This is a genomic window from Zwartia sp. (genome assembly GCF_049655405.1).
Taxonomy (GTDB): domain Bacteria; phylum Pseudomonadota; class Gammaproteobacteria; order Burkholderiales; family Burkholderiaceae_B; genus Zwartia.
The window spans coordinates 81,813-97,443 of record NZ_JBASJR010000006.1 but is presented as its reverse complement, the minus strand read 5'-3'; the positions used below and the strand labels follow the sequence as shown (position 1 = coordinate 97,443).

General features: G+C 50.3%; 13 protein-coding genes. 2 read left to right on the top strand and 11 right to left on the bottom strand.

From position 1 onward, the window contains the following. Nucleotides 1–12 precede the first annotated feature (12 nt). Nucleotides 13–1,512, bottom strand: a complete 1,500-nt coding sequence (locus tag WBJ47_RS03555) for a class I adenylate-forming enzyme family protein (RefSeq protein WP_422245437.1) — start codon at nucleotides 1,510–1,512, stop codon at nucleotides 13–15. Between the two features lie 84 nt (nucleotides 1,513–1,596). Further along, on the bottom strand, nucleotides 1,597–2,493 hold the full coding sequence (locus WBJ47_RS03550; RefSeq protein WP_422245438.1) for a methyltransferase domain-containing protein: 897 nt from the start codon (nucleotides 2,491–2,493) through the stop codon (nucleotides 1,597–1,599). Between the two features lie 107 nt (nucleotides 2,494–2,600). Here WBJ47_RS03550 and WBJ47_RS03545 point away from each other — a divergent pair, with 107 nt between their 5' ends. Then, a complete protein-coding gene (locus tag WBJ47_RS03545) occupies nucleotides 2,601–3,569 on the top strand; it encodes a Bug family tripartite tricarboxylate transporter substrate binding protein (protein WP_422245439.1) in 969 nt (322 codons plus the stop codon). Between the two features lie 28 nt (nucleotides 3,570–3,597). Here the strand turns inward: WBJ47_RS03545 and WBJ47_RS03540 are convergent, their stop codons facing one another. The 6 genes from WBJ47_RS03540 to WBJ47_RS03515 all read right to left on the bottom strand — a co-directional run bounded on the left by WBJ47_RS03540 (nucleotide 3,598) and on the right by WBJ47_RS03515 (nucleotide 10,513). After that, nucleotides 3,598–4,434 (bottom strand): SAM-dependent methyltransferase, encoded by an 837-nt coding sequence (locus WBJ47_RS03540; protein WP_422245441.1) that lies wholly within the window; start codon nucleotides 4,432–4,434, stop codon nucleotides 3,598–3,600. Between the two features lie 9 nt (nucleotides 4,435–4,443). Further along, nucleotides 4,444–5,433, bottom strand: coding sequence for a Bug family tripartite tricarboxylate transporter substrate binding protein (locus WBJ47_RS03535; protein WP_422245443.1), 990 nt, complete (start codon nucleotides 5,431–5,433; stop codon nucleotides 4,444–4,446). An 85-nt stretch (nucleotides 5,434–5,518) separates the two neighbouring features. Beyond that, nucleotides 5,519–6,379, bottom strand: coding sequence for a methyltransferase domain-containing protein (locus tag WBJ47_RS03530; RefSeq protein WP_422245445.1), 861 nt, complete (start codon nucleotides 6,377–6,379; stop codon nucleotides 5,519–5,521). Between the two features lie 21 nt (nucleotides 6,380–6,400). Continuing rightward, the gene (locus tag WBJ47_RS03525) at nucleotides 6,401–7,480 is read right to left on the bottom strand and encodes an ABC transporter ATP-binding protein (protein WP_422245447.1); all 1,080 of its coding nucleotides are present in this window, start codon (nucleotides 7,478–7,480) and stop codon (nucleotides 6,401–6,403) included. Further along, on the bottom strand, nucleotides 7,477–9,162 hold the full coding sequence (locus WBJ47_RS03520; RefSeq protein WP_422245449.1) for an ABC transporter permease: 1,686 nt from the start codon (nucleotides 9,160–9,162) through the stop codon (nucleotides 7,477–7,479). The genes WBJ47_RS03525 and WBJ47_RS03520 overlap by 4 nt, the downstream gene beginning before the upstream one ends. A 46-nt stretch (nucleotides 9,163–9,208) precedes the next feature. Beyond that, a complete protein-coding gene (locus WBJ47_RS03515; RefSeq protein WP_422245450.1) occupies nucleotides 9,209–10,513 on the bottom strand; it encodes an ABC transporter substrate-binding protein in 1,305 nt (434 codons plus the stop codon). Between the two features lie 160 nt (nucleotides 10,514–10,673). Here WBJ47_RS03515 and WBJ47_RS03510 point away from each other — a divergent pair, with 160 nt between their 5' ends. Further along, a complete protein-coding gene (locus tag WBJ47_RS03510) occupies nucleotides 10,674–11,498 on the top strand; it encodes a mechanosensitive ion channel family protein (protein WP_422245452.1) in 825 nt (274 codons plus the stop codon). 356 nt (nucleotides 11,499–11,854) lie between these two features. Here the strand turns inward: WBJ47_RS03510 and WBJ47_RS03505 are convergent, their stop codons facing one another. The 3 genes from WBJ47_RS03505 to WBJ47_RS03495 all read right to left on the bottom strand — a co-directional run bounded on the left by WBJ47_RS03505 (nucleotide 11,855) and on the right by WBJ47_RS03495 (nucleotide 15,546). Beyond that, the gene (locus WBJ47_RS03505; protein WP_422245454.1) at nucleotides 11,855–12,880 is read right to left on the bottom strand and encodes a methionine synthase; all 1,026 of its coding nucleotides are present in this window, start codon (nucleotides 12,878–12,880) and stop codon (nucleotides 11,855–11,857) included. A 105-nt stretch (nucleotides 12,881–12,985) separates the two neighbouring features. Next, entirely contained in the window at nucleotides 12,986–13,852 is an 867-nt protein-coding gene (locus WBJ47_RS03500; RefSeq protein ID WP_422245455.1) for a transporter, read from the bottom strand. A 68-nt stretch (nucleotides 13,853–13,920) separates the two neighbouring features. Further along, nucleotides 13,921–15,546: a class I adenylate-forming enzyme family protein gene (locus tag WBJ47_RS03495; protein ID WP_422245456.1), complete on the bottom strand. Its 1,626-nt coding sequence runs from the start codon at nucleotides 15,544–15,546 to the stop codon at nucleotides 13,921–13,923. Between the last annotated feature and the right edge of the window lie 85 nt (nucleotides 15,547–15,631).

The following is a 15,631-nucleotide window of genomic DNA, read 5'->3' as shown; positions in this document are numbered from 1 at the left end:
AAAGAGATGAAATTAGTTTAAATGTTCACGGATGGCTGTCTTGAGGACTTTTCCAACCGAAGAGCGCGGAAGCTGATCAAAAAAGTGAATCTTTTTAGGCGCGTGTACTGAACCGAGTAAATGTTTGACATGCGCAATCAAGACTTCGGGTTCACAAGTTACACCAGGGTGCAGTTGAACCGCGGCATGGACCGCTTCACCCCATTTTTCGTCAGGCATACCAAACACCGCACACTCGTATACAACTGCGTGTTGTGACAATACATTTTCAACATCAGTCGGGTAGATGTTAAAGCCGCCGGTGATGATCACATCGCGAATACGATCCTTTAGAAATAGATAGCCTCGCTCATCGACTAGGCCCACATCGCCAGTATGCAACCAGCCATCAATGATTGTTTCCGCAGTCTTTTCAGGTAGGCGCCAGTAGCCTGCCATCACGAGATGTCCACGCACGACGACTTCGCCGACCTCGCCGTTTGGCAATAGTTTGCCCTCGGGCGACATGATCGCCATGTCGGTGAGCCAAGTGCAGCGACCGACAGAGCCACGATTGAGCGGATCTTTAAAGCCACTTGGACGCATCATTGTGACGATCTGAGGTGCTTCTGTTTGGCCGTAGGTGGTGCCCACCACGTCGCCAAAGAACGCTCTGAGTTGATCGACTTTTTCTGCGGGCATTGGTGCGCCGCCATAGATCAAGTTGCGCAACTTTGGAAAATCAGAACGCGACACGCCCGGATGCGCCATCACCATATAGATCAAGGTGGGTGGCATAAAGCTCATCGTCCCCTCTTGTTCACGGAATGCTTGAATGACAGAAGCAGGATCTGTCTTGTCCAAGAACAAGAGTTTCGCGCCTTCTGCCAACAAGGGAAGCAAATAAGTAGAGGTGCCATGCGTCACCGGAGCGGTCACCACAAAGCAATCGTCTTGGGTAATCTGCCAGCCACTGACCTGATTGATGATGCCAGCTGTCCATGCGCGATATGGCTGCATAACGCCTTTTGGAAGACCCGTGGTGCCACCAGTAAATTTAATGGCTTGCGTAGCGTTTTCACCTGCTTCATTGGCGCTCGGTGTTTGACCGGCATAACGAGAAATGAGGTGTTCGACATTGTGTTCAGGCTCGGTGCCAGTGTCGTCGAGTCGTAACCAGCAAGCTGCGCTGGCTTCGAGTAGCTCCGCTCCTTTTGCATCTGAGATGACGATGGAGGGCTCGATGATGTCCGTGATGCGTTTGAGCTCAGATTGCGTGCTGCGAGCGTTGAGCGGTACCCAAATCTTGCCAGAAGCGAGAACCGCCAGAATTACAGTCGCATGATCGACAGTATTGGCGGCACAAATTGCCACACGCGTTTGAGGGTGTGGATCAATGGCCTGTAGGGCGGTTGCGAGAGCGTTGACTTTTTCTGCTAGTGCTTGATAGGTGAGCGTGCACGAGCGACTTTGCAGGGCAATGCGTTCAGGGTAGAGTTTTGCGGATCTAAAAAAGAAGTCAATTGGATACACCAGAGTTTCCTGTCACGTACTTAAAGCGTACATATTAAATGAATCAAAAAAGCGGGTCGGCATATGCTTTTACAAACGGTATGCCTAGTGCAGCTTGACGGCAGTCATGACTGTTGTTGGTGATTCTTTGAGACTGGCATGTATTTTCTTGCCAGCGACGTCACCGATAAAGGTTTGTTCTTTGTCGTTGGCATCCTTGAAGGTCAATGTGAGTTGAGCGCCATTGAGTTTTCCGATTACGCGTTGCGAACGATTGTCACCAAAAGTCAGAGTGCCTTCTGTTTTTTGAAATTTTTGCTGAAGGCTCAAGTGTGCGGTGGTGATGCCCGGCAGGCCGGTGAGAGACCATTCGCCCTGAACTTTGGCTGGCACGATCCAATAATAGCCACGCCCGCCGGTTGCGGGACTGATGACGCCGCGTCCGCCTACCTCAGGGTTGATAATCAGGTCGGGTTCCCAGGCCCCCATCATGAAGGAATTCGACACAACGCGTGTGCCGGGTTTCATATTTAATAGCGTGGGTTTGAGCTTGAGGTTCAAGCTCGTTAATAAATAAAGCGTGACAACGGTCGCATTTGAAAAGTCCTCTTCGAAAATATCGCCCGTGACGATGGTGACCTTGTCGGCAACACCAGTGCGCTGTGCGTGTTGTCGTGCCAAATTTGCCATGTCGGGATTGAACTCAATGCCAACCGCTCTTGCACCTAATTGACGGGCGGCTTGGATAGGAATTTTTCCATCACCCGCACCGAGGTCATAGACCAAGTCATTCGGCGTAACCTTGGCGGTCTCGAGCATTTTGACGACCAGATCATTGGGTGTCGGGACCCAAATCACATCCTTGCCTGCCTGAGCAATCGTCGGCTCATAGGTTTTTTTGTCGGCTTGCGCATGTGCGCCATTAGATAAGAAAAAGCCAAGCGCAAAGGAGGAGAGGAGTAGTCGTCCTAAAGTATGGCGGAGCTTAAAATCTTGGCGCATCGACATTACTCCTGAAAAGGTTGCCATTATTCATATTAATCATGATTATGCTATGTTTTAACAAGTAACATTGTCTAGCAGATTTGTTTGATTTTATGGGGTTTTATATGCGTATTGGTTTGCGTTTCCTTGTTGCGGCGTTTGCTGCACTCACGATTGTTGGTACTGCTCAGGCACAAGTTTTTCCTTCGAAGTCTCTTTCTTTTATTGTGCCCTTTGCTGCAGGCGGACCTGCTGATCTCGTGGCGCGGGAAGTGGCTCGGTTATTGGGCGAGGACCTTGGTAAGCCAGTAGTGGTGGAAAATCAGCCTGGTGGATCTGGTGTGGTCGCACTCAACAGCATGAACCGTGCGACGGCTGACGGCCATACGCTTTTGTTTGCGGCTTCTGGAACAGTGGTGATTCATCCCTTGTTGACCGGAAAATTTGACGAGGTCACCAAGCAATTGGCACCCGTAAGTCTGATTTCAACGAGCCCACATGTGCTGGTCGTGACCTCAAAAATTGGCGTCAAATCGGTGAAGGGACTGATCGAGTATGCGAAAGCCAATCCTGGTAAGTTGAATTTTGGTTCAGCTGGTACAGGTGGCGCAGCGCACTTGGGTATGGAAATGTTCAAGTCACAAGCCAACATTGATGCCGTTCATATTCCTTACAAAGGAACTTCGCAGGTGATCGCCGATCTGGCTTCTGGTGAAGTGCAGGCTTTGTTCAGCAGCATGCCCTCGCTCAAGCCGTTGATTGATCGTGGCGCGGTGGTTGCGATCGGGATGAGTGGTCCCAGTGCAGGTGCTGAAAAAATGGGTATTCCCGAGATCTCCAAGGCAGGTCTGGCTGAGTTTGGTTACACCACTTGGTATGGATTGTTTGCACCAGCAGGCACGCCTCAGGAAACAGTCAACAAGCTCAACGAAGTATTGAAAAAAGTGTTGGCCAATCCTGCGCTTGCTGAGAAACTCAGTCCTCAAGGACTCGATGTGCGCTACAGCACCCCCGCTGCTTTGGGTGAGCTCGTTCAGTCCGAGGCTGCGGCCTGGTCAAAGATTATCAAAGCAGCAGCCATCAGCATTAAGTAGTCAATGAATCAATGCTCGTGCTCAGTCGTCATTGCGCTTTCGTGGCAATGACGACGCTGCCGGGAATCTGTTTGATCGTCCCATGTATTTTCTTTGCGCTGACGATCCCGACAAACGTTTGTGGCTGCTCGCGATCATCTTTGAAATCAAAGCTGATTTGAGCGCCTCGTAAATGGCCTTCAATACGCTGTGAGAGCGTTTGATCAAGGACCATGTCAGCATCAAATTTTTGACTTTTTTGCTTGATGCGGACTTGCGCTTCTGGCCAGTCAGGGAAACCTGAGAATGTCCAGGTACCTTCAACTTTTGCTGGCACCACCCAGAAGAATCCCGAGACCTCACCGTCTGCAAGGATGGTGGCATCTGGCTCCCACGAGCCCATCGCAAAGGTGTTGGAAACAATGCGCGTCCCGGGCTTCATTGCAAGCAATGTGGGTTTGAGCTTGATATTCAGTTGTGTCAGTAAATAGAGCGTGACAACAGTCGCGTGAGAAAAATCTTCTTGGAATATGTCGCCAGTCACAATGGTGACGCGATCAGAAACACCTGCTTGCTGAGCATTGCGCCTCGCCAATGCAGCGAGGTCGGGATTGAACTCGATCCCGACAGCGCGGGCACCAAAGCGTCTAGCCGCTTCAATGGGTATTTTGCCATCGCCCGCGCCGAGGTCAACCACCACATCGGTGGAAGTGACCTGGGCTGCCTCGAGCATTTCGGTGACAAGATTGTTGGCGGTTGGCATCCACATGACGTCTTTGCCACCCTGCGCCATCAGAGGTTGGTACTGCTCCGTTCCTGCATGTTGGGTTGCGCAGCCGCTAACAAGAACGATCAATACGCTCGCGGCTACGCTAATCCTGAACATGGACGTGAATTACTGCTTTGAAGCGGCGTTCGAATCCTCAACTACTTTTTTCCATTTGGCAGTTTCTTTTGCCATGAATTCGCCGAAGAACGCTGGTGTTTTACCAACGGGATCTGCACCTGCAACGATGAAACGTTGCTCGAGGTTTGGCATAATGGCATTGACTTCTGCATTCAGTTTGTCAACGATCGCTTGTGGTGTGCCCTTGGGCGCGAGCAAGCCGAACCATGAGCCAGAGGAGTAGCCTGGAAAGCCGCTTTCGGCAATAGTGGGGACCTCAGGCATGGAGCGTGAACGCTCTAAGCTAGACACAGCGATTGGGATGAGTTTGCCTGATTTGATGGGCGCAATAACAGAGGGAATTGTTGCAAACATAAAGTCTGTGCGACCCGCTAACAAGTCGTTGAGTGCCTCGGCACCCTTATAAGGAATATGTTGCGCGTCAATGCCCATGCGTTGCATCAACATAAAGCTCGACAGGTGTGCAGAGGTACCGACACCGGTTGAGGCGTAGTTGAGTTTGCCTGAGTTGGCTTTTGCATAAGCCTCAAACTCTTTAAAGTTTTTGATACCTTTTTCAGGATTGACCACCAAGACATTCGGGACGTCCGCAACCAAGATGATTGGCACTAAGTCCTTCATTGGGTCATAGGCAAGCTTTTGCAAAGAAGGGTTGATGGTCAAAGGACCCACGGAAGCCATCAAAATGCTGTAGCCATCAGGGGCTGCTTTGACGATATCGGCCGTACCAATGTTGCCGCCTGCGCCTGGCTTGTTTTCAACGATGAAATTGGCGCCTTTCATGCGGCTTGGCAGTTCGTTGGCGATTGCACGTGCGATCACGTCTGTTGTGCCGCCAGCAGTAAAACCAACCATGATCTTGACTGGACGATCAGGATAAGTGGCTGCTGTTTGTGCCTGCGCGAAAAGGGCAGTGCTGGCAGTTACAACGCCTAGTGCAACTGTCGTGGCGATGCGCTTAAATGTTGAGTGGGTCAAAAGAATCTCCTTCGTGCGTAATTTGTATGAAAAGCATTGTTTAAATAGTCAGCCTAATGAGTATACGTGAGGATGGCTGGGGTGTTTAAGAGGTTTTTTGAGCTGTAATGGGCGAGGAGGGCTGACCCTTCAAAAATCCCTTGAGTTCACCGTTCTTCAATGTCGCCTCCACTGTACGAAGCATCCCTGTTTGATCACGATACTCAAACGATAAGCTGGAGCCGTTGAGTCGACCTGAGATGGGTTGACTGGATTTGCCATCATTTGAGAGCAGGGTGCCGTTGAGTGCTTGGAACTGTTGTCGGATGGTGAGTTGAACCGGCGATGATCCGAGGTCGGGTAGCCCCGTGATCGACCATTGCCCTTCAACGTTTGCAGGGACGATCCACAAGTATCCAATATTGCCATTGTCCCCTTGGATGGTCTGGTCGGCCATCCACAATCCCATCGTAAAGGTATTGGAAACCACGCGTGTGCCTGGCTTCATTGCAAGCAATGTTGGCCTGAGCTTGAGGTTAAGCGCAGGTAAGAGATAGAGCGTCACTACAGATGCTTTGGAGAAATCTTCTTTGAAAATATCGCCTGTAATGATGGTGACTTTGTCAGAGACTCCGGCTCGTTGAACATTTTTCCTCGCATATTCAGCCATATCCGGGTTGAATTCAACACCCACTGCAGTCGCTTTAAATTGTTGCGCAGCTATGATCGCAATTTTCCCATCCCCGGCACCAAGGTCGTAAACGAGGTCATTGGGAGTGACCTTAGCGGCCTTCAGTAGGCGTTCAGCTAGGTCCGTAGGTGTTGGAATCCAAACAACGTCTTTACCTTCTTGTGCGATGGTTGGCTGATAGGCCTCGACGACGGGAGTGGGGGCTCCGCATCCTGCTAACAAGAGAGACAGAACCGAGCTAGCGAAGAGTCTCTGCGTCAATGTCCGACTATGCATGATGTGATCCCGTGGCCTGAGTTAAGCCGTAACAAATCTGAGTTCCTGCGCAGGAATGCGCAAATGAATCTGAGCGCCAATCTGTAAAGGCGCTGCGCCGCGCGCATGAGGAATATCTGCTTTGACCATCGCCTGACCAACACGCACCTCGTAGCGGATAAATTCGCCGAGAAACTCAGAGTCTTCAATCACGCCTTGTAGGGCAAGATTATCTTGTAATTGAGTATGTGCATCCTCCACAAAGCGAACAGCGTGGGGTCTAAAGGCAAGATCCATTTCAGTGCTTTGCAACTCTAAGCCTTTTGGCAGAGTGAGAAGACCAATTGTTGGAGAGTCAAACCGTAGGTGATCGCCTTCAGTAATAAAACGTCCAGAAAACAGATTGACCGAGCCCACAAACTGAGCCACAAACCGATTAACCGGAAAATCGAAAAGATCCATCGGAGAACCGACTTGCTGAATCACACCTTGATCCATGACTGCGATGCGGTGGCATGTCGTCAAGGCTTCTTCTTGATCGTGTGTCACAAAAATCGTGGTGATCCCCAAACGCCGCTGCAAGAGAACAAGCTCTTGACGCGTTTGCGTACGAAGCTTAGCGTCAAGGTTAGAGAGTGGCTCGTCGAGTAATAAAACCTGAGGTTCAATCGCGAGGGTTCTAGCGATGGCGACACGCTGTTGCTGACCACCGGACAGTTGACCAGGTCTGCGATTAGCAAGACTTCCCATATCAACGAGGTCAAGTGCACTCGCCACCTTGGTACGAATTTCTGCTGCAGGGAGTTTGCGCGCTTCGAGACCAAAGGCTACGTTTTGAGCAACCGTCATGTGGGGCCATAGCGCATAGTTTTGAAACACCATGCCAACGTTTCGCAACCAAGGTTGAGTACCCGTCACATCTTTGCCGTCAATCAACAGCTCTCCATGCTGATGTTGGTTAAAGCCAGCGATTAGACGCAAGAGCGTTGATTTACCAGAACCAGATGGCCCCAAGAGTGCAAAAAATTCTCCTGGCTGAATGCTCAGAGAGATGTCTTTTAACACTGCAGTAGAGCCAAACGACAGCGCAATATTTTTAATCTCGATACCGACCGATTTCATGTTCGATTTCCAACGTTTTGATGAGGGGTAGCGGCGGCCGCCAGTCGATGTGTCATGTAGGTGCCGAGCGCAACGATTGAGATGGCGACCACGCTCAGCGCAGCGCCGGGTCCCCGTCCTGCGATGGACTGAAAATATAAATAAATTCCATAGGACATGGGCGCCAGGCTTTCTCTGCTAGTCAGCAAAATAGTTTCTGAAATTTCAGCTGCCGCAGTAATAAAACTGGTGACAAAGCCTGCGAGTAGACCGCCCATCATTAAGGGGATGACGATCTTACGAATCGTGCGCCAACGACCCGCACCGATATTTTCAGCGGCCTCTTCGAGCGCAGGATGGACTTGGGTGAGTGCTGCCATACAAGATCGGAGCGCATAAGGAAGGCGTCGCACAGAATATGCCACCACAAAAATTAACCAGCTTGCGGTAAATGCTCCGGCGCCGAAAGGTAACTCGATGCCACGGAAGGCCCGTAGATAGCCGATACCAAGCACTAGGCCTGGCATGGCTAAGGCAACGGTCACCAAGTGATCGAGAATCTGCCGACCTGGAATGGTGGTTCTGATGACGATATAGGCGATCGCGCCACCAATGATGATGTCGACAAACGCGGCCAGGCCACAATACAAAATTGTGTTCCAGATCATTTGTTTTGCATCGGTAAAGATGGTGGCGTAGTGCACAAGCGTGAATTGTTCGGGCAGTACGCTAAAGCTCCAGACTTTAAAGAGCGACATCAACAAGATACCTAAATGCGGTGACAGAACAAGCATCAGAATGCCAATAATCCAGCCATAGGCCAGAGCTGTTTGCCAGTTGGTGAGTTTGCGTTTGGGGGCTTGCGCACCTCCTCGTGAAACCAAGGCGTAGTCACGACGTTTGACAAACCACCAAGAGCCGGCCATCGCCGCGATCGAAAATATTACAAGGATCACACAGATCACATAGCCGATAGGATCTTCGATACCAATGGACGTGACGCGCAGATAGGCCTGTGGGGCCAGCATATTGGTGACATTGAGCACGAGTGGCGTGCCGAGATCATCGAATACCTTGATAAATACAAGAGAGGCTCCGGCGATATAGCCAGGTAGCGCAAGTGGAAAAATGACTTTTCTAAATAGACGCCAACCAGAGGCGCCCAGATTTTGACCTGCCTCTTCCATGGAGGAGTCGATCGTCGCCAGTGAAGCAGAAAGATTCAGCAAGATAAAAGGGAAGTAATGCAGGGTTTCAACAAAAATAATGCCACTTAACCCTTCCATGACGGGAATGCTGATCCCGAAGTTGTCCATCAGAATCAGATTGACCGCACCCGAACGTCCGAAGATCAATTGCATGGCAGCTGCACCCACAAAGGCGGGCATGACTAAGGGCAGTACACCGAGTGTCTGGATCAAGACCGCGCCCCGGAATTGAAAGCGCATCGTCAAATAGGCAAGCGGAATGGCAATGACTGTTGCGCACGCAACGGTGGTGCCGGCTACAAACAGGCTGTTAGCAAAAGATTCCCGCATGAGAGAAATTTCAGCGAACGCGAGAAAGTGGGAGAGCGTAAAGCCGCCTTGACCATCCGTAAACGCCGTGTATATGACGCTTAGAATCGGACCAATTAAAAAGAGGAATAAAAATAAAGCAATGGCGATTGCAATCGCAATCAAACCCGGATGGTTGCGCTTCACGGTGATCGAGTACCTTTAAAAAAGGCCCCGAAGGGCCTTGTCTGAATTACTTAGCCGAGTTTGCGAGCGTGACTGCGCGCGCGTAATTGTCTTTTGCTCGGTTGGCCCATTCTTCTTCGACCTTTGCTTTAGCGCGTGTGGCATCGGCATCAGATTTTTTGGCTTTAAATAATTGGAGCAATTGTGGATCTTTAATTTGGTTTTCATCGACAGCGGGTGAAAAAGCAAGTTGACGTGCTTGATCGAGTTGCGCGTTTGGTTTGCCGGCCAAACGTTTTTCAGCTTCGTGGATGGCCTTGGTCGCGGCGACTAATTCTTTATGACGGAAGGTGATCATTTGGTCGAACATCGATCGAACAACCATGTAGCGCGACTCAGAAAGTTCAGAGTCGAAATTCACTTTTGCCTGAATCTTGCCGCTAAAGGGATTGGGGTAGTCTGCGGGCGCCTGTTTATAGATGGCTGGCAGCACTGGCAGTCGGCTGATGTCTTTTTGCAGTAGTAGTTTTTGACCTTCTTCAGAGAGCGTAAATTCGATAAAACGTTTGCCGGCTTCTGGTGATTTGGCGCCGTCAATCAATGCGATATTGGCTGGGACGATTGAGGTCACGGAGGGGTAAACAAAGTCTACGGGCATGCCAGAGTTTTTAGCCGCCAGTCCAAAAAAGTCGATGACCAGGCCAATGCCAAACTGACCGTTTGAGACGCCGTCAGGCACGCCAAAGCTGCGTTCTGTGATGGCAGCGCTATTGCCACCAATTTTTAATACTTGTTCCCAACCTTTCGTCCAGCCTTCACCCTGCAGGATGGTTTCAACCGTCAGATGGGTCGTGCCGGAGCGCGAAGGGCTTGAGATTGCAAGATGGCTAAAGTAGATGGGTTTGACCAAGTCTGCCCATTCTTTTGGGGCAGGTAACTTGTTGGCTTTCATATAGCGTGTGTTCCACATCATGCCGTAGCCAGCAAGGGCTTGGCCACGATAGAAACCTTGTGGATCGTTGACGGGATAGTTCCCCACCTTGGCTGGAATATCTGGATTGCCCGGGCCGATGTTGACTAACAATTTTTGATTAGAGAGGACCTCAAACGCATCTGGAGCTGAGGCCCAAAAGATTTCTGGACGTGCGCCTGCAGTTTGTTCACGCACATAGGCAATACCCGCCGAGGTGTTTTTGTTCAGAATCTCAACCTTGTCGTTCGGATACTTGGCCTCATATGCTTTTTTGTAGGCCGTCGTGAGCTCCTTGGGGAAGGAGGTCACGACTGAAATGGTTTCTGCGTGCGCGGCGATCGGCATAAAAAGAGCGATTAGGGCAGACACGACTGAAGTGCGAGCGAAGGTGAGATGCATGATTGCCTCTTTGTTATTGGGGTGACACACGAATAAATCTTAACAGGACGCTAGCGGTAATTAATACAAATTTCAGTTGTTTAGCGTATCCCAACTGGCGTATTGAGAATTATTGTTAAACATTCTACCGTTTCGCCATTGTTAAAGGAGTATTAAATCAATGGAAAAAGCGGACTTCGCACGTTATCAAGAGCTGATCATTTCGACAGCAACGAACGTGGGTATTAAGGTGTTGGCAGCGATCGTTTTTTGGGTATTGGGTCGTTGGTTGATCGGGACGGCGGTCTCTTTGGTGAGACGCTCGCTTGAAAAACAAAAGATGGATCCAACTGTTTTGCGCTATGTAGGTTCCGTCATCACGGTCACGCTCAACGTATTGTTAGTGATTGGCATTCTGGGATACTTTGGAATTCAGACGACCACCTTCGCGGCCTTGATCGCGGCGGCTGGTGTGGCCATCGGTGTGGCCTGGTCTGGCTTGTTGGCAAACTTTGCTGCGGGTGCGTTCATGGTGGTGCTGCGTCCACTCAAGGTCGGTGACTTTGTGACGGTGGCGGGTGTGACCGGTACAGTGATGGAATTGGGCTTGTTTACGACCACGATCAATACGCCTGACAATGTGCAGGTGATGGTGGGTAACAACAAGGTATTTGCTGACAATATTCAAAACTTTAGTCACAACGCGTACCGTCGCGTGGATTTAAAGTGTCAATTGTCGGGTGCGGCGGACCACAATGCGGCCATGCAGCTGTTGCGTGAAAAGGTCGCTGCTATTCCAAATGTGTTGGCCGAGCCCGGTGTGGTGGTCGAGATTTTGGAGTTCAGTCCGCTGGGGCCTGTTCTGGCTGTGCGTCCGTTTTGTAGCAACAATGATTATTGGCAAGTTTATTTTGATACGAACCGTGTGATTCGTGAGAGCCTGATTGCGGCTGGTTTTCCAGCGCCTATGCCTGCCCAAACGGTGTTTGTTTCGCAGCAGAGTTAAGTGGTTTTAGTTTTTTTTGAGGTTTGAACGTTCTTGTTGAGTTTTGAACGTTCTTTTTGAGTTTTGAACGTTCTTGTTGAGTTTTGAAAACTGGAGTGTTTGATTTTGCTGAGCAAAATTCAAATCACTCCATTTTCTATGGGTTCTAAGCACCGAGATCTAATTAAGTTTTTTATTTAACTTGATCTGATGAGATTGGTTAGAGACGACTCTTTCAATGACTCTAATCTTGATTAAGAAGTGACAAAAGGGGTGCTTTGAATTTTGCTCAGCAAAATCAAACACCCCTTTCGTCACCTCACCTCAAAGCTATACAGACTCACCTCAAAGCTATACAGCCTTCAAAGCTATACAGCTCAACCTAACTCTTTAGAAACAATCTCAGCACCCGCCACAAGCGACTGGAGCTTGGCATTGGCAATCGCGCGCGAAAGAGGGACCATTCCGCAGTTGGTGCAACCATACAAATGCTCAGGCTTCACGAACTTTAGAGCGCGACGCAACACGTCTGCCACCTGTTCTGGCGTCTCGACCTTGTTGGATGCCACGTCAATCGCGCCGACCAACACATCCTTGCCACGCAGCAACTCAATCAAGTCCATTGGGACGCGTGAGTTTTGACATTCAAGACTGACTTGGCTGATGGTGCTTTGCGCCAAAAGAGGAAAAACTTTTTCGTACTGACGCCACTCGTCGCCCAAGCTTTCTTTCCATTTGATATTGGCTTCGATGCCATAGCCATAGCAAATATGGACCGCACTCTTGCAGGTCAGGCCTTGCGCGGCACGCTCTAGAGTTTTGACACCCCAGTCACGCACTTCATCAAAGTAAACGTTGAAAGCAGGCTCGTCGAACTGCACAACATCGACGCCGACTGCAGCAAGTTCTTTGGCCTCTTCATTCAAAATTTCCGCAAACGTCCAGGCCAGTTTTTCACGGCTGTGATAGTAGTCATCGTAAAGTGTGTCGATCATGGTCATAGGACCAGGAAGGGTGAACTTGATAGGTCCCTTAGTCAGCATACGAAGACGCTTAGCATCCTCGACAAAGACAGGTCCCCCGCGGCTGACACGATCCACCACGACAGGGACGTCTGCGTCATAACGGTTACGGATACGCACTGTTTTGCGGTTGACGAAATCGACGCCTTTTAGGCTGTCGATAAAGGTCGTCACAAAATGCTGGCGAGTTTGTTCACCATCACCAATCACTGTAATGCCCGCGCGCAATTGGTCATCAACAGATAAGCGCATGGCGTCAACTTTTGCTTGCGCGAGGGCTTCGCCTTGCAGCTGCCAAGGAGCCCAGAGCTTTTCTGGTTCGGCGAGCCATGCGGGTTTGGGTAAGCTGCCAGCGATGGCGGTATTGATTATTTTGGACATGGTGTGATGAGGACAAAAGTGTTAAGTGAATATTGCCGCAATTAGACAATAACTTGACCACTTAAATCGTAGAGTCACACCATGTCTAGGGTAATCCCTTTGTCTTTACTTTGGGAACAGGAACGTCATGCTCAAACGACCGCCCCAACCGGAAGGTCCGCCTGGAACAGAACTGGCGTAATAGCGCGCACCAGCGGAGAGAGAAACAGGTGTATCCCCAAATTTGACGATTTTGGAAACAGTTGCATTGACAGGGTTTTCTGCGCGTCTGGCATCCCAGTTAAAGGTTGACTGTGTATTGATTGAAAAGGTCCAAGCTGTTGGTGTGACGTAAGACACAAAAGGCTGATAGAAAAGATTGTTCGCCGTACCGTAGGTGGAATTGCCACCTGCATCCCAGGTGTTATAGGTCAGTAAGCCAGCAGTCCAAGGTTTTTTCATCACTAAGGCCACTGCGCTAACTCCCACACCGGTCTGTGCCGTGCCGAAATTGTTGCCGGATAAAGACGGCGTACTGACGATAGGACCCACACCCCAAATAAAATCACCCGTGTTGCTTGGCGAGAAAAAGGTTTCAATCAATATTGGACCAGCGCCCGTTCCGCTGAATCCATTGATGTTGTTCTGCTGCTGAAGCGTGACAACAGGTCTTAGGATGTAATTCCAGCTGCTATTGAGCTTGACGGGTATAACAGGTTGCACCACAAAGGAATTGCTTGTGCCCTTTTTGTCGAGGCCGATATTGGCGTCGTAATTGTATTGAAAGGGTACGGAAATCAAATCGGCGACCGGGTTGGTCAGCTTTGCAGCGAGTTCAGAAGCGCTTGCTTTAGCAGCGGCTGAGGTCGCTGCGGTGGGTGCGGGCTGGGTGGGTTGCGCAAAAGCACTAGCCGCACACAGACTGAGTGCAAGACTTGCAGATATCGACCAAGCCGTGTGTGTGTTCTTGAGCGATGCGTGTGTGATTTTCATTCAGTTAACCGTCATATTTAAAAAAGTTAAAGCGACTATAAGTTCAATTTCCCAGTCGGTCTACGTCATTAAATATGTAGGCCCGCGCGGGGTGGCGCTATTGGTGGTTGAAAGTCAACGGCTTGAGCGCGTACCTGTGGGTCGGCCCTCAAGGCGGATTTTAATATTTTATGGGTGGGTGTGAGTGGTAATTCCGTTAAGAAACTCACAAATCGGGGAACTTTGACGGCCGTCAGGCGTGTGCGACACCAGTCAACCACATCTTGTTCAGTGAGGCTGGCATCTGATTTTTTTACGGCGGCAATCAGAATCTCGTCCTCGCCAAGTTCCGAGGGTACGGCAATGGCTGCGACCTGATAGATACCCGGAAGCTCAGCAATCACCATTTCAAGTTCAGCGGCGGCGATATTTTCACCACGTCTGCGGATGATGTCTTTTTTGCGAGACAGATGATAGTAGTACCCATCTTCGTCGCATTTGACGAGATCGCCGGTTTTGAGCCAACCATCGTGCAACGCCTGTTCAGTCTGTTCCGGATCTCTAAAATAACCTTGCATCACGATGGGGGTCTTGACCCATAGCTCGCCCGCGACGCCGACAGGAACATCCAGGCCCTCATCATCGACAATGCGGCAGGTTGCCCAAGGGCGGTTTGGGTCAGGATGTTTGCCCGGTAAGCCCATGCTGCCGGGTTTGTCCGGACCTTCCCAAGGGTTGCATGTGACGCCAGGAATCTCGGTCATCCCGAAGCCTGAAAAGAGTTTGTGAATACCGAACGCTTGACGAAAGACTGGTGCGGCACCTTTACGCACGCCGTATGCCACCCGGATTTTGTGATCAGGTCGGTATTCGCTGCGATCACGCGCGCACAGTATGGTACCGATGGCCTCAATGACATTCACAACGGTTGCGCCGTGATCGGCAGCACTGTGCCAGAAGTTGGAGGCGGAAAAGCGTGGAATCAGGATCATGCAGGCACCACTCGCGAGCACGCCACTTAAAGAATAAAACACTGCATTGACATGGAAGAACGGCAGAATAATCATGACCCGATCTTCAGGCTGTAAGTGGAGGCGTTCAACATTGGCTTCGCCTGCAGTCACCAGATTGAATTGGCTGTGCATGACACCCTTAGGAAAGCCTGTGGTGCCGGAGGTATAGATAATGATGCAGGTATCGCTGGGTTTGCCCTGAGGGGATTGCTGCGTCGCACAAGATTGATTGATGGCGCCTGACAAAGAGTCTGCGTCCTCAGTTGCCGCGTCAAGTTTGAGGATCCAGGAGGAGCTCTCGATATTTTTCAACGCGCTTTCAACGACTGGCATGGCTGCAATGTCTGCGATCACACCACAGACCTCTGCATGTTTGAAGACATAACCCGCTTCGCGTTCACCAAAATCTGGATTGACCGGCACCATAATGGCGCCTAGGTAGGCGAGCGCAAACAGAGTCAGCGCATGTGCCGCGTCGTTGCGTCCCATGATCGCTACGCGCATGCCATGACGCACACCCCGAAGATGTAATGCCTGCGCGAGTTTTTTATATTTTTGATCAAACTCAGACCAAGAAAGCGTATTGCCCTCTTTGATGATGAAAGGCGCACCGCCCTTGACATCTAAGCGGCTCGCAAAGGCATCGTGCAAACTTCCATCGTGGGGGCGAAAGGTGTTGAGTACGGCGAGCGGTGTTTTCATATTGGCGTAAAGACTTCGTTGTGTTCTGGTCTGCAGTTGCGTAAGCTTATTACAGATCGTGCAGACGTTAATCGTCAAAACCAAT